The 22,366-nt window shown below is 44.9% G+C and carries 22 protein-coding genes and 1 pseudogene; 4 read left to right on the top strand and 19 right to left on the bottom strand.

The annotated features are described in order from the left end of the window. Window positions 1-812: 812 nt before the first annotated feature. Both ASG93_RS27325 and ASG93_RS27320 read right to left on the bottom strand, forming a co-directional pair. Complete coding sequence (locus ASG93_RS27325; protein ID WP_056837174.1) at window positions 813-1,550, bottom strand: WecB/TagA/CpsF family glycosyltransferase; 738 nt, start codon at window positions 1,548-1,550, stop codon at window positions 813-815. Window positions 1,551-1,697: 147 nt separating this feature from the next. Next, on the bottom strand, window positions 1,698-2,309 hold the full coding sequence (locus tag ASG93_RS27320) for a transcriptional regulator (RefSeq protein WP_235550978.1): 612 nt from the start codon (window positions 2,307-2,309) through the stop codon (window positions 1,698-1,700). A 17-nt stretch (window positions 2,310-2,326) separates the two neighbouring features. Between ASG93_RS27320 and ASG93_RS27315 the strand changes: the two genes are divergently transcribed. Further along, on the top strand, window positions 2,327-3,118 hold the full coding sequence (locus tag ASG93_RS27315) for an NAD-dependent epimerase/dehydratase family protein (protein ID WP_235550977.1): 792 nt from the start codon (window positions 2,327-2,329) through the stop codon (window positions 3,116-3,118). A gap of 75 nt (window positions 3,119-3,193) precedes the next feature. On the opposite strand, the gene ASG93_RS27310 is transcribed toward ASG93_RS27315, so the two are convergent. Both ASG93_RS27310 and ASG93_RS27305 read right to left on the bottom strand, forming a co-directional pair. Next, the gene (locus tag ASG93_RS27310; RefSeq protein ID WP_156411061.1) at window positions 3,194-3,634 is read right to left on the bottom strand and encodes a hypothetical protein; all 441 of its coding nucleotides are present in this window, start codon (window positions 3,632-3,634) and stop codon (window positions 3,194-3,196) included. A 393-nt stretch (window positions 3,635-4,027) separates the two neighbouring features. After that, a complete protein-coding gene (locus tag ASG93_RS27305; RefSeq protein ID WP_056837169.1) occupies window positions 4,028-4,489 on the bottom strand; it encodes a PIG-L deacetylase family protein in 462 nt (153 codons plus the stop codon). 486 nt (window positions 4,490-4,975) lie between these two features. Between ASG93_RS27305 and ASG93_RS27300 the strand changes: the two genes are divergently transcribed. Continuing rightward, window positions 4,976-5,455, top strand: a complete 480-nt coding sequence (locus ASG93_RS27300; RefSeq protein WP_056837167.1) for a DinB family protein — start codon at window positions 4,976-4,978, stop codon at window positions 5,453-5,455. A 217-nt stretch (window positions 5,456-5,672) separates the two neighbouring features. Here the strand turns inward: ASG93_RS27300 and ASG93_RS27290 are convergent, their stop codons facing one another. Then, window positions 5,673-6,470 (bottom strand): sugar phosphate isomerase/epimerase family protein, encoded by a 798-nt coding sequence (locus ASG93_RS27290; RefSeq protein WP_056837163.1) that lies wholly within the window; start codon window positions 6,468-6,470, stop codon window positions 5,673-5,675. After that, window positions 6,467-7,573: a Gfo/Idh/MocA family protein gene (locus ASG93_RS27285; protein WP_056837161.1), complete on the bottom strand. Its 1,107-nt coding sequence runs from the start codon at window positions 7,571-7,573 to the stop codon at window positions 6,467-6,469. The genes ASG93_RS27290 and ASG93_RS27285 overlap by 4 nt, the downstream gene beginning before the upstream one ends. A 133-nt stretch (window positions 7,574-7,706) precedes the next feature. On the opposite strand from ASG93_RS27285, the gene ASG93_RS27280 reads away from it, so the two are divergent. Next, window positions 7,707-8,543, top strand: coding sequence for an AraC family transcriptional regulator (locus tag ASG93_RS27280; protein ID WP_056837159.1), 837 nt, complete (start codon window positions 7,707-7,709; stop codon window positions 8,541-8,543). A 60-nt stretch (window positions 8,544-8,603) separates the two neighbouring features. On the opposite strand, the gene ASG93_RS27275 is transcribed toward ASG93_RS27280, so the two are convergent. The 8 genes and pseudogenes from ASG93_RS27275 to tdh all read right to left on the bottom strand — a co-directional run bounded on the left by ASG93_RS27275 (window position 8,604) and on the right by tdh (window position 15,900). Next, window positions 8,604-10,034: a serine hydrolase domain-containing protein gene (locus ASG93_RS27275; protein ID WP_056837157.1), complete on the bottom strand. Its 1,431-nt coding sequence runs from the start codon at window positions 10,032-10,034 to the stop codon at window positions 8,604-8,606. 551 nt (window positions 10,035-10,585) lie between these two features. Beyond that, on the bottom strand, window positions 10,586-11,077 hold the full coding sequence (locus ASG93_RS27270) for an SDR family oxidoreductase (RefSeq protein ID WP_200984534.1): 492 nt from the start codon (window positions 11,075-11,077) through the stop codon (window positions 10,586-10,588). A gap of 519 nt (window positions 11,078-11,596) precedes the next feature. Further along, a complete protein-coding gene (locus tag ASG93_RS27265; RefSeq protein WP_056837155.1) occupies window positions 11,597-12,013 on the bottom strand; it encodes an organic hydroperoxide resistance protein in 417 nt (138 codons plus the stop codon). A gap of 206 nt (window positions 12,014-12,219) precedes the next feature. Further along, window positions 12,220-12,294: pseudogene (locus ASG93_RS36590) on the bottom strand (NAD(P)H:quinone oxidoreductase, type IV); the annotation flags it as partial. Window positions 12,295-12,304: 10 nt separating this feature from the next. Next, window positions 12,305-12,724, bottom strand: coding sequence for a DoxX family protein (locus ASG93_RS27260; RefSeq protein ID WP_056837153.1), 420 nt, complete (start codon window positions 12,722-12,724; stop codon window positions 12,305-12,307). Between the two features lie 531 nt (window positions 12,725-13,255). Next, complete coding sequence (locus tag ASG93_RS36000) at window positions 13,256-13,429, bottom strand: hypothetical protein (protein WP_198146374.1); 174 nt, start codon at window positions 13,427-13,429, stop codon at window positions 13,256-13,258. Window positions 13,430-13,578: 149 nt separating this feature from the next. Beyond that, complete coding sequence (locus ASG93_RS27255; protein WP_056837152.1) at window positions 13,579-14,754, bottom strand: glycine C-acetyltransferase; 1,176 nt, start codon at window positions 14,752-14,754, stop codon at window positions 13,579-13,581. A 105-nt stretch (window positions 14,755-14,859) separates the two neighbouring features. After that, the gene (gene tdh, locus ASG93_RS27250; RefSeq protein WP_056837151.1) at window positions 14,860-15,900 is read right to left on the bottom strand and encodes an L-threonine 3-dehydrogenase; all 1,041 of its coding nucleotides are present in this window, start codon (window positions 15,898-15,900) and stop codon (window positions 14,860-14,862) included. A 136-nt stretch (window positions 15,901-16,036) separates the two neighbouring features. Between tdh and ASG93_RS27245 the strand changes: the two genes are divergently transcribed. Continuing rightward, entirely contained in the window at window positions 16,037-16,597 is a 561-nt protein-coding gene (locus ASG93_RS27245) for a helix-turn-helix domain-containing protein (protein WP_056837150.1), read from the top strand. Between the two features lie 77 nt (window positions 16,598-16,674). Here ASG93_RS27245 and ASG93_RS27240 read toward each other — a convergent pair whose 3' ends face one another. The 5 genes from ASG93_RS27240 to ASG93_RS27220 form a co-directional block, all read right to left on the bottom strand. Then, entirely contained in the window at window positions 16,675-17,937 is a 1,263-nt protein-coding gene (locus ASG93_RS27240) for a Gfo/Idh/MocA family protein (RefSeq protein ID WP_056837149.1), read from the bottom strand. Window positions 17,938-17,964: 27 nt separating this feature from the next. Continuing rightward, window positions 17,965-18,804: a carbohydrate ABC transporter permease gene (locus tag ASG93_RS27235; RefSeq protein ID WP_056837148.1), complete on the bottom strand. Its 840-nt coding sequence runs from the start codon at window positions 18,802-18,804 to the stop codon at window positions 17,965-17,967. A gap of 13 nt (window positions 18,805-18,817) precedes the next feature. Next, a complete protein-coding gene (locus ASG93_RS27230) occupies window positions 18,818-19,702 on the bottom strand; it encodes a carbohydrate ABC transporter permease (protein ID WP_056837146.1) in 885 nt (294 codons plus the stop codon). A gap of 81 nt (window positions 19,703-19,783) precedes the next feature. Then, a complete protein-coding gene (locus ASG93_RS27225; RefSeq protein ID WP_056837145.1) occupies window positions 19,784-21,097 on the bottom strand; it encodes an ABC transporter substrate-binding protein in 1,314 nt (437 codons plus the stop codon). Between the two features lie 142 nt (window positions 21,098-21,239). After that, window positions 21,240-22,286, bottom strand: a complete 1,047-nt coding sequence (locus ASG93_RS27220) for a LacI family DNA-binding transcriptional regulator (protein ID WP_056837143.1) — start codon at window positions 22,284-22,286, stop codon at window positions 21,240-21,242. Window positions 22,287-22,366 lie beyond the last annotated feature (80 nt).

The raw sequence follows: 22,366 nt of genomic DNA, 5'->3' as shown, positions 1-22,366 counted from the left end.
ATCTTTTTCGGGGATTAACGTCGCTCCAGTCCTTTAGCCGGGAAAGGTGAATCTGAAATTGATTTCGAACCTATTTCATTACTTAACAGCTGTATGTTGATTGGTCAGTCGTAGTTTTTTTCTCTCGCGCATAATCATCCAAGTTTTATCCTCCAGACTGTTACCAGCTTTCATCGGCTCAGACTTATTCAATCCGCCATCTCGCAGCTCATCGAGTTGGCTTTCCCTTTCGGGTTATACCTCGCCTACCTCACACGCGTTTGCGCCAAGGAAACTACGGGACTTCCCTCAGTTATCTGCACATTCTGTTCCATCCATCCTGACCCTAATCACGTAGATGAGTCTTACAGGTCATATCCCTTTCGTGCTTTCCTGCAAATTATGCTCATTGGCATAAATTTCCTCGTTTTTACGGCGGGTCATCTAACATCTCCGCCACCTCTGCTTTGAACCACTTAGATTGTGCGACTGTGAGGCGCAAGCAAAAAAGGAGCTGCTGTAAGGCAGTCTCCTCCTCTATAGCTTTTCTTGTTGTGCTCAATAACCCTTCATATGCGTTTCAATTTCATTATTAGCAAGTTGACAACCTAAACACTGATTCTCTTGCATTCGTTCCTCCTCTACGCCTCGACATATCTAATAACCACATTCGTCGATAATTTTAACTCTCCTGCTCGGTGGACGAGCAATGACTGAACGCGATAATGAGGGCAAGGTCTTGATAGGGAAACCTACCAAATTATCGAGTTTCTTTACAATTAAGGTCCGCATTCTAGTTGTTATTGATCTCTCATTCTTGTTGTCTTCTATACTTAGCTATCTTCTTTAAAAAACAATGCACGAATAACAAAACGAGGTAAAATCAATTGTCTCCGCCATCTTGAGGGTTGATTTATTAATCGAAACAACCACTCCACTTTTAGCTTTTGCCAAATGGCCGGTGCTCGTTTCACTTTTCCAGCGATGATATCAAGACTACCTCCAACACCAATAGCTACTCTAGCATTGAGCTTATCCTTAAATTTATAGATCCAACGTTCAGCTTTTGGAGCACCAAGTGCAACAACTAAGACATCGGGACTCAAATTGTCTATTTCTTCAGTAATTCGTGCCTCTTCCATCTGATCATAGAATCCGTGATGTCTTCCCAGTACCGATACATTCGGGTATGTCCTAATGATATTTTCCGCAGCCTTTTTACTGGTAGCTTCATCTGCACCAAGCAGGTAAAAAGACCAATTGTTTCGGTTACCAGTCTCAAGTAACTTGATTAGAAGATCGCAACCGGTAACACGCTCGGGCAGCGGATTCGCTTTTAAATGCGATACCATGACGATTCCGATACCGTCAGCTGTGAGGTGACCTGCCTCATCAATAATAGAACGCAGCTGTTGGTCGTGTTGACAAGACATTGTGATTTCCGGATTGAGCGTAATAACATGAAACAGCTCTGTTTTTTTCTCAGTTATGACCTCGCTAATCAATTCAACGGTATCATCCATTGTTATTTTAGGAACCGGAATACCCATGATTTTCGAACAGTTGTCCATTTGAGTGCACATCCTACTCACAAATATTTACTTTCAATCTCAGCAAAAAAAACATAGGATAATCCTCCCGGCGACTACCGAACCCCTATGACGAACTGCAGGAAAGTTATACGGACCGCATTTTGTCCCTCATTCTTTTAGAATGTTCTACCTCAGTAACGTTTTCAATCGCGCAGCCGTAGACGGTGATGCAGTATAAATCATAATTTTAAGTTCTGGATTGGTCGGTGGCTGTAAGGTCACATGTTCAAATTCCATCTCCCCGATTAAGGGATCGTTCCAACGTTTGTGGCAGTCAGCGACGGTCTGAACATCATATTTTGGCCAAAAAGAACGAAACAATTCGCTTAATTCCATAAACTCCTCAACTAAACCCTTAATCTTTTGGTCATTTGAGAAAAGTGGGTAATCCGCACGAAACCGCGCAATCATCACCTTTGCTTTAGCTTCCCAATCCAAATTATTCGTTTGTAGAGACGAATCCGTCAGAAAACGCCGCAACCAATTAGGGCGCTGCTGTAATTCCTTAGAGAATTTCGGTAGTCGAAATACAAGCTCTGCCGCTTGATTCCACATTAATAAATCCCAACCTCTTCCCAATATGAAAGCAGGATTAGGTTCAAGAGCCCGCACTGTTTGCTCCAACCCAGTACTCACTTCTTGATCCTCTTCCCCCTCCAGTTTTGCTGGCATTGCAAGCATATGAAGATGGCGGCACTCATCAACGGATAATCGTAACGCTCCCGCCAAACTATTCAATACTTCCTCTACCTCGTTTGCAGCAGCACGGGCATAACGTTAAAGTTATGCTTCGAGATACTTCAAGGGCGAATACGTTTCAACAAATGGGTGTTGAAGTATTTGAAGGTGATCTTTTGCAGACGGAAAAACTCGCGAATGCTTTGCAAGGCATTGACGTCGTTATACACCTAGCCGCTCAGTTCCGCGGAATAGATGAAGCTACAGCGAAACTGTCAAATATTGAAGCCAGCATTGCTTTAGCAAGTGCAGCCTTAGATGCAGATGTTCCAAGATTTGTGTTTGCGAGCACCAATTTAGTGTATGGTGCTGGAATTCATAACAGACCGAGCCGTGAAGAAGACGTATTACGACCTGCATTCCCTTATCCTCAGACCAAAGCAACAGCAGAAGAGTCCTTGCTCCGTCTGCATCGTGAGAAGGGATTGGGACTTCGTATTGTACGGTTTGGTTTTGTTTATGGTGAACGTGATCCCCATGTCACAGAATTTCTGCCAATAATGAGCAACTGGAACCTCGGCAAGCGGCTCCATATGGTGCACCATGCGGATGTAAGTCAAGCTTTGCTGCTTGCTGCCTCTACACATGGCATAGATGGCCACATCTATAACGTTGCTGATGATTCCCCCATCACTGTTGAAGAACTGTTTCGACTTCATGGTCGTACTGACATCCATGTGACAGAAGCCATGCAGCAAGAGTTCAACCCATGGGATATGATCGTGGATACAACACGCATCAGGGAAGAATTGAACTATCGGCCAATCTTTCCTTCATTCTATACAGCTAGGGATGCAGGAGCATTGTAATTGATATGATCAGATCCCAACATAAAAAAGACCATGCCGATGACATGGCCGAAAGAAACAGAACTGAAGAATTCTCTATTTATCGTACTTGTAGAGATTAGTTTCGTACTTCACATAATAAAGATCTCCGTAATTATCCGTAGTCAGCAAAGACACGCCTGCTCCGATTGAAACAACCGCTTCTTTGGTAGCGGAGTTGGCGTGAACTGCGTATAATTTTGCACCAATGCTCATATATGAGCTGTAAACCATGACCGCTGCTTGTGTCGTTCCAGTTGGAGTTTTGGCTGTAATAGATTTCTTCGTCCATTGATTGAGCGTAGGCGTTACGCTAGTGGGCGCTACAATCGTTTCCGTAGTGCCGTTATAGAAGATCAGCCAAACATCAATTGATCCTTGCTCAATATAAGCAAAGATTGAAGCGGTATACTCTTCATCCTGTGTAACGCTTACCTTTTTGCTAATCCGAGTTAGTGAAGTCGTAGAACTGGTGTCCACCATTTTCATACTGTTCAAGCCAGTATAGGCTCTCTCATTCGAGACGGTTGCTGTAGATTGAATTTAGAAAATCTAATGGACTCGACAGCCCTTTATCTACTTCAAATTATGAAAATAAGATAGATTGAAACCGAATAACGGCGCTGAAGTCCGTAAGCTCGAAATCATCGCTCCAAATAGGCAGTAACGGCATGTAGGAGATTGTTCTATTCATTGTACGGTGAATAGACAGCCTCCCCAGGTCCGTTAAACGTCTATTTCATGCTGGTATCATTAGCTGTGTGCGTTAATTGGTCCGTCGTAGAAAAAAACCCTCTAGATATAGAGGGGGTTGATCCATACGATAAATTTTACAAACTTTCGAATAAGCCAACCTCGCTCCACTTTTTGCTTCATCTACTCATTAGTTAGTTAACAAAACTCTATCTCTGGAATTCCTTCTGTGCTTTCCTGAATGTCTTCAAAAATTCCGTCTGGCCGTACCTTCGTGTAGTACTCATATTGTCCGATAACTCCATAATCTCCCTGCATAACACCCGGGTAGGCTCGGTTTACTGAATAGACTTGACTTCGATGTGCGTGAAGCGCACGCCCTTTTGTTTTACGCTGATTCAGAATGTTTACTTTGCCAGTAACGGGGACTGCACCGGTAGGTGCTGAATCTGCGCAATAATCATAGTAATGAGGAATCGATGCGTAAAAGAAGGTGCAATAATGAGAAAGCATCAATTTCTCCTCGGATTGAAGAACCGCTTGTTCGGTAGCCCGGGATATGGCTATATGATCTCGATGTCCAGTAACTCCGTTTGGAAGAAACATAACAACGACATGCGGCCGCTGCTGTACAATAAGAGATTCAATTTTTGCAGCCAATTCGTTGATATCCTGGTTAATTAAACTTAGCCTGTGACACCCCTTTGATACTTAGAGTGACTAACAATGTTTTCTAATACGATACTTATTATGAACTTTCTGAATTAAGTACAACTTCAATAAAAAAGTGAGATCGTATTCATCTATGGTAACCATAATTCCCCACAAGGGAACGTAGATGCCCTATTTGGACGAAAAAGCCCCGAAAACACGAGGAAGAGGAACGACGATGCGTTATTTCGCGTTTTTTGCCTCCAAATCGTTTTTTTTGATCAAATAACGTTACTACGTTCCTCTCATTCGATTTCATGCGCTGATTTCCCAAATTAACGAATCGACGTTCCTCCAAACAGCCGTTTGGGTGACTGCGGTCGGGTGATTTCACCATGCGAGCTACAAAAATGCAAAAAAATATTGAATGGAAACATATGTTCCCGTCGGTGAATTTGTGTTAAACTATATTTATTAACATTAGGGGGATGCTTTATGAATGTAGACAAAACAATCAATGAGTACGAACAATTTTGCAAGTGGACAGCTACTTTGCATCGATTAAGTGATATAGATTGGCATAGCCAAGTTAAAGAAGGAAAGGCTTCGATAGCTGAAATCATCGCTCATCTTAGAAACTGGGATCTTCATCTTATTAATGTGGTTATTCCTTCAATTAAGAAAGGCGAAGGTATGGTATTCCCTGATTTCGACTCTTTTAATACTAAAGCATATGGATATGCAAAATCGGGTATATCGAAAGACCAACTCCTTCAAGAATTCTCAAGTGACAGAATGAGACTGATCAATATATTAAGGGAAATGAAAACTGAGGATGTATTGTTAGAAGTAACAGCTAACGGTGCCAGAGATTGCCCTAATACAGGTACTCCTTACTCACTTCTTTACATAATTCATGAATTTTCTGAGCATGATGAACATCACAAAAAGCAGATTCTAAATTTTCTAACTTAATGCGGCTTTGAGGATATCTACTATATCTGTTCGACCCGGAATCGATTCACATTGGTAAAGAGCGATGGTTGCCAAGTTTCCTTCTTCTCCGAAAATACGCTTATAAAATGCGTAGTGGGTGTTTCCCTTTATAATTAGACAGCAAAAAACCTTATGTCTTTGTAAAAAGAACATAAGGCTCCCTTCTCCTATACGGAACTCTCCCTGACAAAGTCCTCTACAGTTTCCCTACTATCTCGCGTAAATACGTGATGGACCGCTGCACGTCCTCAGTCATCGTGCGGGCCGGGTTCGTTTCTGGCGGATGCCATAGCTCGAGCGCTATCCAACCGCCATAATTTATATGGGCTGCCGCTTCCAGCAACGCCAGCATGTCAATTTCCCCTTCGGTCACGTCCTCGGCCGGAACGCGGCCACGTTGGTTGCGCAGGTGAAATGCTTTGATGTGTTCAGGATATGAGCGCACCCAAGCAACCGGATCACAGCCAGCTACATGCGCCCAGCCCGTATCAACGCAAAGGCCAACAGCTTTGTCGGCGAACTGCACGACAGAGCGCAAATCAGCCTCCGCATTATGGCGATCTGCCGCATGATTGTGCAGAGAAAGCTGCAGTCCAAATGGGCTTAGCTTGTCGGCAAGACGAGACAAGTTGTCTCCCTGTCTCTGAACAAGCTCCTCCGGCTTTGGCAGTGGATGTTTCCAGCCGCCGTAGGGGTCAGCGTTGACGAGCAGATCGGTGCCGCCAGCAGCAGCTAGCCGTTCTGCGTAGGGAAGAACTTCCGCTTCAAGGTCTGCATACTCGCCATGAAGCGGAAGACCGATATAAGAAGCGGAAACCGTTAGTCCGTAAGCACGAACTAGTGCCAGCTTCTCAGGTGTTGCATCCGTCTCGACAGCGTCAAGACCCGCTTCAGCGCAGGCACGGTATAAATCGTCCCATACTGGCTCTTTTCCATCTGACTTCCAACGTTCAAACCAACCGTACATGTTGCTCGAAAAGCCGCGAATATTCACACAGAAGCCTCCCTTGAATCTATTGCAGGCGCTACTGTCACAAGCTGCTTTTCTCCGGAATCTGCACATTTATATAAGGCACCGATACATAGGAAATGATCGACGGCTCTCCGACCTACGTTCGCATGTGACGGCAAAGCGTTCACTTGGTTATAGAAATGTACAAGCGGGTGATCCATGACGGTGTAAGGTCCGCGAGGTCCCGGATCAACAATTTCTTCCACAACAACCCCATCATGGTCTTTCCTTAAAAAAACCGGTTGACGCGAGTCAAATGGCGTCCAGCGGAGAGCACCGAGTGTTCCCTCGATTTCGCCAATAAACTGCTCACTCCCGTGAGTGCACGTGCCTCTTTCGTAATGAACAGCGATAGGACAGGCATTTGAACGAGAACGAAACGTTAATTGCGCACCCACATGGTGCTCAACATCGTATACGACATCTTGAGGATCCGCGGCTGTGTGGGGCTTCGCCGTCCAAGCGCTGCTGACCTCAATTTCAGCAGGATCCAGTACATCGATTAAAGTGGCGAAATCATAGGGGCCCCAGTCCATGAGAATGCCGCCGCCACTTTTGCTTTTATCAAGAAACCACCGGCTAGCTGGCTGGTACTCGATTCCTGCGCGACTGCGCGTCCATTTGTTAACGAACGTAGCGTGATAGATATCGCCAAGCGCGCCTGATCGAATGACTTTCTTAACAGCTTCATTATGGAGCATGCCCTTATAGCGTACGCTGCAGCAGCCAAGCAGCTTTCCTTCTACTTCTGCCAGAAGAAGCATCTCTTCCGCCTCTTCATCGTTCATTGCGAACGGCTTTTCGCATAACGTATGCCGACCGGATTTCAATGCAAGACGCGTCCCCTCCAAGTGGGCAAATGGAGGTGTAGCCACGATCACGATATCATCATCAAGCGGCGGTTCGGAGGATAGCATTTGCTCGGCATCCGCAAATGTCATGCTTTCTGGAAAGCTGCTGAGAAACGATTTCAGCGCTTCCGCATTCGGGTCCGCTACCCGAAGCTCGACCGCTTGAGGAAGCTTAGCCGCTGCCTCCGCATGTGTATGTGCTATGACACCGGCTCCAATTAAATACAATCGCATATAGGTTACCTCCAATTTCGAGCATGACCCTAATGTATCACATCACGAAATCGTAATTCTCTTCAAAATGCGCAGCAAACTTGTCATTTTGTCCCCGAACAGAATAAGGTATAATGACTTGGGGGGGATTAGGATGTATGTAGAACAGCTGCGGCTGACACGCTCTTTTGCTTTTAGCCGTGTCTGGGGATCAGATGAGGAACACGATCTGCATGTCCATGATTGCTTGGAAATCGGCGTGCTGCTCGATCATGAGTTGGAGTACCGATTCGGCGATCGGATCTATCACGGTCAACCGGGAGACGTGTTTCTATGTCGGCCTTTCGAGCCACACTGGAGCTATGCGCATCCAGATCAACCATTCGAAGCGATCTTAGTGCTTTTTACACCGTCACCGGTTTTGAAGCTTCCCGATGGCAGCCGGCTGCTCATGCCGTTTTATGCTGGACAAGGCATGTCCCCGCTCATTCCGGGGGATACGACTTATGCCAAAGCAATTGCAAAAGCTGCGCGTTCCGCTGCGGAAGCACAAGAGCAAGGGCATACGGCATGGGTGACGCGTCAGTACATGCACTTGATTGATATTTTATTACAAGTGGACGGATTCTTTAGCGATCAAATGGAGCAAGCAGCTCCGAGAGGAACGAACACAATCGCAGAATCCGTCGGATATATTCTTAGCCATTACCTGGAGGCACTTGATGGAGACGAACTTGCGCGTCGTGCCGGTGTCGGGCGCTCGTACTATTATCGCGAATTTCGTGCATTAACGGGCTTATCCCCACATGATTTTGTGAATCAGCTGCGCGTTCAATCGGCCACGGATTTACTGCGAACATCAAAGTATTCGATCATAGAGATCGCTGAAAGAAGCGGTTTTCAGTCATTAAGCTCTTTTAATAAGCAATTTAGAGTCCACGCCGGCTGCTCTCCCCGAGACTACCGAAATCGGTATCATCAGGTGCCTTAAGCCTATAGAAAAAGATCAGTCTGCTGCTGCAGACCGACCTTTCCCTTTTTCAACCATCGTTCACATAACTTTTCCTAGAATCCACTTAGGTTCCTCATTGCCGAACCTAACGTTCTGTCGAAATTGCAGTTGTAAACTTCCATCATTGAACGTACATACTACAGTTACGCAAAATGGCGTTTCCACATATCTTAACGTTAATAAAAGCGTATTTGAATCCTGCCATGTTGCTGAGCCGAATGCTATATTTTCCTGTCTCATATGAAGCGTATATATTCCCTGATACCATTCGTTTCTACCAAAGTAAACCGTATGTTTTCCGGTGTTATTTTCAATAGTTACGTTGGCTGAATCCTCTGTAAAATCAATAGAAAATGTATGAATTTGTTCTTTATTTTCTTCTAACTCAAATTCAATTCCCGATATGCTGGTCTCCAGCGCTGAGCTTGAAAGAAATCGCGGCGGTTCTAAGCTTAGGCCATGCAGCACATGGGTTAGCGGCTCTGAGGATTCCTTGTCCACAGGCAGCTCTTCGGATTTCATAGCAGGCAGCAGATGCTCCCAAACTATATCAAGTACGTCTTGCATGTCATTGACTCCAGACGTTATCGCGATGACGGCATCCTGCTCCGGGAGAACAATGCAGAACTGCCCGAAAGCTCCGTCTCCTCGATATGCGCCGTGACGGCATCTCCAGAATTGATACCCATACCCTTGAGACCAGTCATTATTGGTGCTGGAGTCATTGGAAATTTGCTTCGTTGTCGCTTCTTCTACCCACGACTCAGGAATGAGCTGGTTCCCACCCCATTGACCTTTTTGTAAATATAGCTGTCCAAACTTGGCAATATCCTCGGTTTTGATCTTCATTCCCCAGCCGCCAATGTGGATACCGCGGGGGCAGCTTTCCGATGTGGCACCTTGGATGTCCAACGGTTCCAACAGACGCGGCTGCAAATATTCCAGTATCGTTTGATCGGTTACCTTCTGCAAAATAGCCGAAAGCATATAGGTCGCTCCGCTGTTATAGACGAAATGCGTACCTGGCTCATGCTCTACGGGAAGATTCAAGAAACTGTTGACCCAGTTATCCGTTGACTGCATCTTTCCACTCGTATCTTCTGCATGACCAGTACCCATCATGAGTAAGTGTCGAATGGTCATCGCAGCTAGATTTGGTGTCACTTCTGGCGGCATATCCTCTGGGAAAAAGGAGACAACCCGGTCATCGAGCGAGACTCGCCCTTCTCCTACTAACAATCCGATGGCAGTTGAAGTAAAGCTTTTAGTTAAAGAAAACAGCATATGCGGACGTTCAGGCAAATAAGGTGTCCACCATCCTTCCGATACAACGTGCCCATGTCGGAGGAGCATAAAGCTGTGAAGCTCTAGACTGCGGTCTTGAACTTCTTGTAAAAATCTCATAATCGAGGAAGACGCGATACCTTGACGCTCAGGCTGACTTCTTGGTAGGGATCGAATTGGACTCATTCTTGTCTCTCCTTCTACACACCAGAATATGTAAATCAACAAGACTATTATATCACTTACAATGTCTACTTTTACAAATAATAGATTACAAGATTATTAAGATCGTCGATTCATTCATTCTTGTTCTACCATATGGTGTCTTAATTGAAGTCCATCGTCTTATTTGCTCACTTGAGCTGCCGGATGAATGATGTTGTAGAAAGTGCAACAATTGCTGCCTAGATCTCGCCTCTTTCCCTATGATGTTGCATAATGGAGTCAATTTCATAATTAAATTTTGGAATTATGAAATTGACTCTAATGTACAACAATTTGATCCTATATCGATCTTTTCGCAACAAATGGGGTCGAATTGTTGTACAAACTACAACTTCAGCATACCAAATGGCCTTTGGGAGTGGGAATTGTTGCAAAAAATACAACATTGGTATCCACAGATGCTCATCTGCCCCCTCGAAAGTTGAATGATCCAATAACGAAACAAGGCTGCGGGTTATTCCCGCAGCCTTGTTTTAATGATAAAAGAACTTAATTGCTTTCAATCTACAAACTTAAAGCATGAATCCACCATCTATGTTTATGGATGCACCTGTTATGAAGGCAGACTCAGGTGATGCCAGATATGCAACCAGACCAGCCACTTCTGTTACTTTACCGTAGCGACCCAGAGAAATTATACTTTTGAGCGTCGGAGCAAACGGTCCGTCAGCAGGGTTCATATCGGTATCAATCGGCCCTGGTTGAAGGTTGTTGACGGTTATGCCACGCGGCGCCAAATCACGAGCCAGCCCACGAGTAAGTCCAGCTATGGCCGCTTGCGCCATACTATAAAGGCTCATTCCTGGGAATGCACTGACATCGCCGTTAATGCTGCCGGTGGAGATGATACGGTCGCCTTCTCCCATTTGAGGAGCGACGGCTTGCATAGCTGCAAATATGGCGCGAACATTAACTAGAATATTTATTCCACCGAAAGCTTTTATTGTATCTGAAACTGCGCCTTTTACTGAATCCGGGTCGCTGCTATCAGCGCGAAGGGCCAACGCCCTGCCGCTTCAACTTCCTTCACGATTTCCTCAGCTTTTTGCACAGCACTCGCATAGGTGAAAGCAACTCCTGCCCCTTCACTGTTTTACGATTACCGCTCCAATACCTCGGGACCCTACAGTAACCAATGTTACTTTGCCTAATAATGTTGCTGTTTGCATATAAATAACATCTTCTTTAATTTGTGTTTGTATTTGTAACATAATCTTCCATAGGCGAATCAATTACCATAAATGAATCTACCTGCTTTATATCATTGGGGAATGATCGTTCCTAAAAAGAACAAAAAAATTTTATCGTAGAAAGTTCAGTGACGTACTAACGATATTGTCTAGTGTTTGACGATCAAAGATCACAGCCGAAACAGAAATACCATACTTCACATTAACAAGATACTGAGATAAGGCCTTTTCCCCAAAATACTTCCATTGCATTCTCTATGGCTTAGTAATTATTTTTTTCCATTCCATTAAAATAATAAGCAGGATCACCAACAGCGACTCCTGCTTCATTTACTACAAAACATTAACCTCAACTTCAATATTCCCCTTGGTTGCTTTGGAATAGGGGCAAAATTGATGAGCTGCTTCAGCCAATTCCTTGGCAACATCGGGCTCGACGCCATTGACGGAAACATCCAATTTGGCCGCTAATTCATAGCCGCCGCTGCCATCTTTGCCTATGGTAATACTTGCGGTTACTTTCGTGCTCTCTACTTGGACTTTCTTCGTCCTGATGATTAGTTTCAAAGCGCTGTCGAAGCAAGCAGCATAACCAGCGGCGAATAGCTGCTCCGGATTCGTTGCATGTCCGCCTGGCCCTCCTAATTCCTTGGGTACTTTCAATTCTAGGTCAATGACCCCATCGCTGGATGTGACTTTCCCCTCTCTTCCACCCTCAGCCGTTGCCGTTGCTGTATACAATTTTTCCATATCCGTTCTCTCCTTTGTATTTGCAAATATCACGAAACATATTTATCTCCAACAATTCATCATCTTATACGAACTTCTGAAGAATAAAAAAAGGCCATCCCAAGCGTAGAGTAAACTCTACTTTGGGATAACCTCTTTACTTTTGCTTCTTCATGTGCAAATGAAAAAAGTGACAGCAGTCAATTTCTGACTAACTGTCACTTCTTAATTGCACCCCATGGATACATCGTTGTGTATAAGGAAAGAATCGTTTGCTCTTGCCCGCCATGCGAATTTTGAGCGATCAGAACATTATAGAAGCTGTGTTGGTTTTTGACCCTTTTTGAATAACGAATCAATTGAAACAACATAACTGCCATTTAAGAGAAGATAAATAGCAGCCCCAATCATGGAAAGATCCAGCTCGTATCCGGCCATTTGACCATTTCCAAAGAATCCGACGGCTAATTTCACTTTAAAAGTGGCTACTAAAAGGATTAATACCATAAGTGCGGATACAATACGCGTACCAAATCCTAGAATCAGTGCTAGACCCCCTATCAATTCGATCGTTGCAACGATATAGGCCATAAAGCCTGGAATACCGATGCTGTCAAACCAGCCTGCTATATTGCCAATACCTCCTTGATACTTATCAAAACCGTGAGCAAAGAAGGTAATTCCTAACAACACTCTTATTATTAAAGCACCGATATGATAATTACTTTTCACCTTTATGTCCCCCTTTCTTCACACTAACTTTTTTAAAGTCATAAACTTTATGTTCGTATGATACTGTATTTTACTTACTTATGTCAAGCAACTATAAATAATTTATCACTAAACTTATTTCGGATTAACGCAAATAATCACGCCTGCTCTTGGCAGCCGTGATTGAGATTAACAACGATTCTATTTATAAAACCTTGCCAATCAAGTCTATTCTACCCATGTTTCACCAATTACTTTGATTTTTTCTTTGCTGCGGATCTTCCTTGTTTTTCCGGATCATTTGATGGTTTCTCGGCATGTTGTGACCCGTTAGGTTTGATTGGTCCGTTATCACCCATGTTCATTGCTCCTTTCTTAATCATCTTGTTTCATTGTTTACCAACAGATAACGAATTATTATCGATCGCCAAATCTTATAAATATTGCTTAGGGAACGTAGCGCCGCTAATTGGTCGAAAATCACTTAAAATCATGAGGAAGAGGAACGAAGAGGCGTTATTTCACTGTTTTTCCCGTCAATGCCATCTGTACTCAGGCAGGTTTTTGATGGTTGGTGTAAACCCCAATTATAGATAAAACAGCTGCTACGCCATTAGCAATAGCATTCATCTCATCGTCTTGAATAATATCTAATCCGTAAGCGTTCAAAATCAATTTGGCTGCTCCTAGTAACCCCAAAGCTAACGTATAATAGTTCACTTTCACTTCTCTCACCTCCTATAAAAATAGGATGCTATATCCTATGTGAGAGATTAAGAGTTGGACATATCCATATGGCATGGTTCCAAAAGCACAAAAAAAGTGCGACCACCCGTCTTCTGAGGTTGGCCGCACTTTTTACTTTTTACTTTTTACTAGATCAGTCCGAACTCCTGACCGACCTTCTGCAATCTATCTAAGGCAAAAGATAAGTCTTCCTTTGTATGCTGAGCCGTTACAATAAGCCGCACTCTGCCTTTATCTATAGCAACCGTCGGATAGATGATGCCTTGGGCAAACACGCCTTCTTCGAGCAAACGATCCGAAAAGCGCATGGTTTTTGCGGGATCGCCTATAATAATCGGTATGATAGGTGTCTCACTTGCCCCGGTATCAAAGCCTAATCCCTGTAAAGATGCTCGGAATCCATTCGCGTTATCCCAGAGCTTTGTTACTAAATCCGAGCTTTCCTTAAGCACTTGAATAGCGGCCAAGCACGTAGCTGCAACCGCCGGCGTTTGCGAGGTACTGAACAGAAACGGCCTTGCCGTATGAATCAAATGCTCTTTCAAGAGCTGGGCACCGGCAACATAGCCTCCGACGGCTCCGATTGCTTTGGATAAAGTGCCTATCTGAATATGCACTCTGCCATGAAGACCGAAATGGTCCGTCGAACCTTTACCGTTGGTGCCAAGCACTCCGCTCGCGTGGGCATCATCCACATACACAATAGCGTCATAGGCTTCTGCAAGTTGAACAATGTCAGGAAGCGGCGCAATATCGCCATCCATACTGAATACACCATCCGTCACAACGACGCGTTTACGATGCTTTTGCGTTTCTTTCAAAATGGCTTCCAGCTGATTCATGTCCTTGTGAGCGAAAATTTTGCGGCTCGCTTTCGTCAAGCGGATGCCATCAATGATACTCGCGTGATTCAGCTCATCGCTGATCACCACATCGTCGGCTCCAAGAACAGCTGACAATGCGCCTTGGTTCGTTGTAAAACCGGACTGGAACACAAGTGCCGCCTCTGTTCCCTTAAACTTGGCTAACTCCGTCTCCAGTTCATCGTGAATATCAAGAGTTCCCGTAATCGTACGAACCGAACCGCTACCGACCCCATACTTCTCAATAGCTGCAATCGCAGCTTCCTTGAGCTTTGGATGATGGGTTAAGCCCAAGTAGTTATTGGAAGACATTTGAAGAACTTTCTTACCATTCAAGTACATCCAGGAGTCGGAACCGCTCTCCCATACTTTAATCGAGCGGTATCTTCCTTCTCGCTTCCATCCTTCAATATCCGCTGCCAAATCGTTTAAATAGTTCATGTGAACCTCCTTGGAGTTTTGCGGAGCAAAACTAGCTTCGTAAGCATCCGCCTTGGAGTTTTGCGGAGCAAAACTAGCTTCGTAAGCACCCGCTTTTGTGTTCGTCTAATGTGTAAATACAATTTTCCCGCATTGACCTTGATTCATTAACCGGAAAGCTTCCTCATATTGATCTAATGTAAATCTATGCGTAATAACCGGTGCCAGATCTATTCGCTTCTGGTTCAGCAAACCCTTCATTTGATACCAGGTTTGATACATCTTTCTACCGGTAATCCCTTCAACACGCAGCCCTTTAAAAATAATTTGATTCGTTAGGTCCAGGCTCACCTCTTTGGTTGGAATACCGAGCAAGGACACTCTTCCCGCGTTGGCAGCAGCTTCAAATCCGTCTACGATCGCCTGAGGATTGCCGGACATTTCAAGAACAACCTCAACACCTTCTCCATCCGTCATTTCTCGGAGTGCCGTAGATAAGCGCGTTTCCATGGCGTTAATTGTAAAATCCGCACCCATTTGTTTAGCGAGCTCCAAGCGGTTAGGGTTAATGTCCGCGGCATAAATAGCTCCAGCTCCGCAAGCCTTTGCTACTTGAATGGCCAATAAGCCAATCGGGCCAACACCAATAATCGCAACAGACTTTCCTACAATGTCGCCGGATAATACCGTTTGCACGGCATTACCTAGCGGGTCCTGCAAGCAAGCGATTTCAAAAGGTAGATCAGGCGCATTATGAATAATGTTCGTCGCCTTCACAACGGCGTATTCGGCAAAACAGCCAAGTGCGGTAATCCCGAAGCTTCTCGTATTCGGGCAAACATGTGCATTTCCTGTACGGCATGCTTTACAGATTCCGCATACCATATGGCCCTCCGCAGATACATAATCACCGATCGCCACACCTGTAGCACGTTCTCCGACTTCCACGACTATACCTGCAAATTCATGACCAAAGACGTTCGGAGTTACAACGGTTTTGTCTGCCCAGGCATCCCAATTGTAAATATGTAAATCTGTTCCGCAAATCGATGTTGCTTTAATGCGGACAAGAACTTCGTCGGCTCCGCAAGTCGGAATAGGAACCTCTTTCAGTATGGCACCAGGTCCCCTGTGCTCTTTAACCAGTCCAATCATGGTAGCGCTCATTATCGTTCCCCCAATTTAAGTTTACTATAATGCACAAACGTGCGTTTTATCATCTATATACCATATTATACAAATGTATGTTATATTGTAAATAGGCATTTTGACAAAACGGAAAATATATATTGGAGGACCTAAAATGAACGAACCGATTCATAAAATGGTGGGTCGAAAACTTTTAAACATTCGCAAAACAAGAGGACTAAGCTTAGATCAAGTCGCTGATCTGACTGGTGTCAGCAAAGCGATGCTGGGGCAAATTGAACGAGGAGACTCGAATCCGACGATTTCCGTACTTTGGAAAATTGTGAGCGGGTTACAAATTTCGTTTACAAGTCTAATCGAAGATACCGAACCGAAGATTACGGTTGTCCGAGCAGCCGGGCTTTCTCCATTTGAAGAGGAAGATGGACAATATCGCGCGTTCCCGCTCTTCCCATTTCACCCTCAAAAGAGCTTTGAAATTTATACGGTCGAAATGGATCAAGGCTGCAGTCATGCCTCCGAACCTCATAATGAGGGCGTTGAAGAATACATTCTCATGGTAGAAGGAAAGCTGGATATAACTATCTCCCAGGAAAGCTATACGCTGAAAGCTGGCGATGCCATTCACTTCACAGCCGATCGCCCTCATACGTATACGAATACATCTAATGCTAAAGCCGTCTATAAAACGTTAATTTATTATCCTCCTTCTTAATTTTAAGTTTAAGTTACAGGTCGCCTATGAAAGAACGCAAGCTGCCGAATACCAAGGCCGCTTGCGTTTTTAACTCTCTATACCTTGACTAGTGTCTTATAAAACTGCTCAATTTCAATCGGCTTTCCGCCGTTCACACGCGATTCCTCAGCAGCAAATGCCATCAAATGGCTTCTCACAGAAGCAGCTGCAGATGATTCACTTTCTCCTCCAGCATATGCACGAACCTCGCGAAGAAAACTGCGAACGATGCCCACATCGCCTCCGCTATGCCCCTCTTCGGATGCATGGACATGAATCGCATTCTGCTCATTCGTCACAAAATCATGGACAGTGAATGTATGCTCTTCCATGTTTCCTCTAATTTCACCTTTCGTACCCATGACCTGCACAATGCGTGTATTATCCCGCGTAAACCCGCACATACTGAACATCGCGGTAGCTCCGCTGGCAAATTCCATATTGACGACCTGATGGTCGACGACATTATTATCGCTGCGATACACGCATTTGCCATATGGCGTTGTGCGCAGCGCCTCAAGTATACCCTCTAAGCTAGTATCAGTTGTGAACTTAGCTGCCCAGCCCCGGCCGGAGCCCAAATAATATTTGGGCGCATAGTATTGACAGCTGGCTTCCGCCGGACAGCCGTCGAGACAACGTACTGGCGCGCCTTCTGGCGCGTTCTCCGCATTAAAATGCATAAGTGATCCAAATGAACTCACACGCTCGCAAGGCTCGCCCATGATATACGATAAAATATCCATATCGTGACACGATTTGGCCAAGATCATCGGACTCGAAGTGTCCGAGTTATTCCAATTGCCGCGCACAAAGCTGTGCGCCATATGCATATTGCCCACATTCTCATTCAGTTGAATGGAGACGATTTGTCCAATCTTCCCTTCATCGATGACACGTTTCATCGCCTTCCAGAACGCCGTATAACGCAGTACATGGCATATCGTCAGCAAGCGATTATGCTTTTTCGCCATACGTTCCATTTCGACGCATTCCGCTGGACTTGGAGACATCGGTTTTTCAAGAAGGACGTGATAACCAAGCTCAAGCGCCTTGAGCGTCGGCTCGTAATGCATCTGATCCTGCGTACAAATGATGGCGATATCCGCCAGCTTCGGCTGTGCCAAGAGCTTTTCCCAATCCGAATGGGCATGTTCCTGCGAAATTTGGTGAGCAGTAACAAACGCTGCTCTCCTATCGTCATCGGGTTCCGCTACTGCGATAATATCAAGCTCGTGAGGATGATTAAGCGCGTAAGGCGCATAAGCTTGGGCACCGCGATTGCCGGCACCCAGCAGAATGGCTGTAACTTTTTGCATAGTTGGTCTCTCTCCTTATGTTGTCTGTTAGGACTTGCTCCCTGTAAAAGCTATCCCTTGAATAAATGAGCGCTGGAAAATAAAGAAGATAATAATCATAGGCAAGATAGCCATCATTGAGCCAGCCATAATAATCGTATAATTCGTTTTATGCTCGCCTTGGAGGAACGCAATGCCCGCTGACAGCACCATTTTGTCCGGTGAGCTGTTGACGATGAGCGGCCACATCAGATCGTTCCACGACCACAGCATGGTGAAAATGGCGAGAGCGATCATCCCCGATTTGGCCAAAGGCAGCATGATCTGCCAATAAATACGAAATTGATTGCAGCCATCAAGCTTCGCGGCTTCCTCCAGCTCGTGCGGCAGCGTCATGAAAAATTGGCGCAGCAGGAATGTGCCGAAAGCACTGAATAAGCCTGGAACGATGAGTGCTGTAAGCGAGTTGAGCCACCCTAGGTCTTTCATAATCATATATTGCGGGATGAGGAATACTTGCCCCGGCACCATAAGTACGGACAGCATCAGAATGAAAAAGAAATGACGCCCCGGAAAGCTGATCCGAGCAAAAGCATATGCAGCTAGCGAGCAAATGATTAATTGGCCGATTACTTTTATCACCGTTGTAATAAAGGTATTCCAATAAAAAGTGAAAAATGGCAAGTTCACAAATACCTTCGTATAATTGCTCCATTGTAACGTTTTGGGAAATAGTACCGGTGGTATCGCTGTTGACTCCCCCAACGTTTTCACCGAAGTAAGAAACATCCAGATGAAGGGAGTTACCATGATGACAGCTCCAAGGATAAGAATAAGATGAATGATCCCGGTCTGAACCGATTTTCGTTGATGGATTCTGGTGTTCATGCAGCCGCCCTCCTCATTCGTAGTGAACCCATTTCTTCTGAATTTTCATTTGAATATACGTAATGATCATAATAATGGTAAACAGCAGGACAGCGATTGAAGACGCATAGCCCTTGTTATTTTTCAAGAAGCCGTATTTGTAGTATAAGAACACAATCGACTGCGTGGATTCCATGACGATATCGCCTACCATCATATATATGAAGTCGAATACCTGAAAGGCGCCAATCAATGAAGTAACCAGTACGAAAAAAATGGTTGGCGTCAAGAGAGGTATCGTTATACGCATTAATTTGGTTACAGGCCCCGCACCGTCAATGGATGCGGCTTCATAGTAGGAAACTGAGATTCCTTGGAGTCCGGACAGAAATATAATCATGTGGCTGCCAATGGAACACCATATGGCAACAATAATAATCGATAATAACGCCGTGCGATTATCCGTCAACCAGTGAGGACCAGGAATGGACAATAAACTAAGTAAGTAATTGATCAAACCGAAATCAGAGTTATACAGCCATTTCCAGACCATTGCGATCGCGGCCGGCATAGTTACGACCGGAAGAAAATACATTGTGCGGTAAATGGACAACCCTTTGACCTGCTGGTTCAGCAGAACAGCCAACAGAATAGCCAGAATAATCCCGATCGGCACAGCAAGTACGATATAAATGCTAGTATTCCAGATAGCGTGAAGCAGCTCTTTATCCGTATACAGCACCTTGTAATTCGCCAAGCCAGTCCAGGTGTATTTGCCAAAAGCCCCCCATTCCGTAAAGGAAAAATAAAAGGTTTGGAACACAGGCCAAATATAAAACACCAGTAAGCCAAGCATTAGTGGCATAATCATGATATATGCCCACTTCCAATCGGATAGTCGCTTCGAGCTGAATCGCATGTTTACTCACTCTCCTATGAGTGGAATTGGGGAAGGAGATCCGCACTCGAACGTTGCTTTCCGAAACGGATCCCCTAAGCCTTATTTTTCTGCTGCTAATGCTTGGTTCATCTTAGCTCCGAGCTCTTTGGCCGCATCAGCTACCGGTTTATCTCCCGTCCATGCATTTTTCAAAATTTCTGTTTCGTACGTATTCCAAACCGAAGTATTTTTGGACACAGGGTATGGCGTTGCATACGCTGCCATGTCAATGAAAGCTTTTGCTTTATACTGCGGGAATGTTGCTAACCAAGAAGTCTCGCTGCCCTTATAAGCAGGAATCGCTCCACCTTGTTTTGCAGCAATTTCAGCCGCTTCCTTGGAGCCAAGGAATTTAACGAATTCCCATGCTTCTTTCGGATGTTTGGAATTCGCGGATATCACATGACCCAGACCGTGAATGACTACGCCTTGCTTTTTCCCTTTTGGCAGTTCGGCTACGTCTGCCTTGTTTTTCATTTCGGCGTTTTGATTGATGGTAAAAGCTGCCCAGGAGCCATCAAAATACATAGCGAGCTTGCCTGATGTGAACATATCCGCAGGAGCCGTTTCCGTCATTTGAGCTAGTGTCGGAGATACTTTATGAACTTGAATCAGATCCGTTAGAAATTTCAAACCTTCAATCGCTTCCGGTTGGTCAAAGCCTGATTTCTTATGGTCCTCCGAAATGACATAGCCGCCAGCCTGAAGAATCGTGTTATAGAAATCCTCCTGATTCATCATTGGAGCAGCGAAGCCATATACGCCTTTGGCTGCGTCCGTTAATTTCTTAGCTGCTTCTGTCAGCTTGCTCCAATCCCATGTGCCGTCCGGATATGGAATTCCTTTATCATCGAACAGCTTTTTGTTATACCATAAGCCAATCGTGTCAAAGTCTTTAGGAATCCCATAATTTTTGCCGCCTAGACTATAGAGTGATACCAGCGAGCTTGGATATTTGGAGAGATCTAACTGGTCGCTCTTGATCGTCGCGGTCAGATCCTTTAACATGCCGTTCTCTGCATACTTGACGAAATTAGGACCATTCATCCAAAGTACGTCAGGCATTGTCCCGCCTTGTGCGGCCGTTTCTAATTTGGTGAAATATTGTTTGTACGGCGTATTCTCCGCTTTTACTTCAATATTCGGGTGACTCGCTTGGAAAGCTTTAATGACATCGGTCATCGTATCCATGCTCCAGCCGCCATAAGTAATTGTCACTTTTTCAGTAGATGCTGCAGCCGTAGCCTTGCTATCTGTTTTGGGAGCTGCAGTGGATGTAGAATTTGAGGAACCGGAATTACCGCAAGCGCTTACAACAACCATTGCCGACATGAGCGTCGTGACGAGAACAACCTTTTTTGTATTGTTGACCATTTCGCTATCACCCTTTGTTCATTTTTTTAAGATTGAACGTGCAAACCGTACATATGCCGAAAACCTATTTCACCCCCCTTCAATTAGCTAAATGATATTGGCGCCAAACTCAGGACAACGTTATCCAACGAATTAAAAAAAATTAGTTTCTTGTAAAGACAGAAGATTCTCTCACAATAAGTCGATGTGGCAGCAGCACTTTGGAAAGCTGCGGCTGCTCGCCATTCAGCATATCTAACAGGGTTGAAGCTGCGGTTGTGCCTATCTCAACCTTCGGTACATGAACCGACGATAACGGCGGTGTTGTATATTGGGCAAAATCAATATTATCCATCGAGATGAACGCAATATCCTCTGGAATGCGCAATTGGTTCTCAATGACAGCTCGCATAGCAGGAATTGCTAACTGATCACTTGCCGAGAATATCGCCGTAGGCCGTTCCAGATCTGTGCGCTTCAAACGCTCCATTATACTCTCGTAACTGCGGTCGATTTCCCACCGGGTGTCTATCACCCATTCTTTATTTATAGGAATACCCGCGTCATACATCGCAAATTTATAGCCCTGAAATCTCTCTTCGCTGTTTAATTCACTTGTATGACCTGGCCCGCCGACAAAACCAATCGATTGATGCCCTTGAGTGATGAGGTGGTCGACAGCTGACTTCGCGGCATGAATACGGTCGTAATCAACCATGGTAATTTCCGTACCGTTCGTACAAATGCCGATCAGTGCTAACTCCTCCACTTTTCGCAAATAGTCAACGATCTCGGGGCCAACTTCGCCAACGATGATGATGCCATCGACTTGTATGTCATGTACGCAACGATGCAGCAGCGCTTCATCTTTAAGCTCATCTGAAGTATGCATGAAACCAAGAGAATAACCGGATTCCAATATTTTCTTGGTAAATGCCGTTATGATCGGAGAGTAATAGGGGTGATCGTCGTTCAGACGAGCCGTTTGAATGATGCAGCCAATTTGCTTCGTCTGCTTTTTCTCTGTCTTTTGTTTGCTCACAAGGAGACGCGCCGATTCATTAGGTATGTAATTCAATTGACGCACAGCCTCCCAAATCTTGGCTTTCGTCTCCGGATTGATGTGTCTGCTGGTGTCATTTCGTACTACGCGTGAGGCTGTTGAAATGGAGACTCCGACTAAATCTGCAATATCTTTGAGTGTAGGCAATTCGTACAGCTCCTTCTATCCAAACCTATATCCTAACCTATATCCAACCGTTGCCCAAACGTTATCCTGATAATTGGGGC

The organism is Paenibacillus sp. Soil787 (assembly GCF_001429545.1).
Classification (GTDB): Bacteria; Bacillota; Bacilli; order Paenibacillales; family NBRC-103111; genus Paenibacillus_E.
The sequence above is the reverse complement of the archived record's forward strand: the minus strand, read 5'-3'. Positions and strand labels throughout refer to the sequence as shown.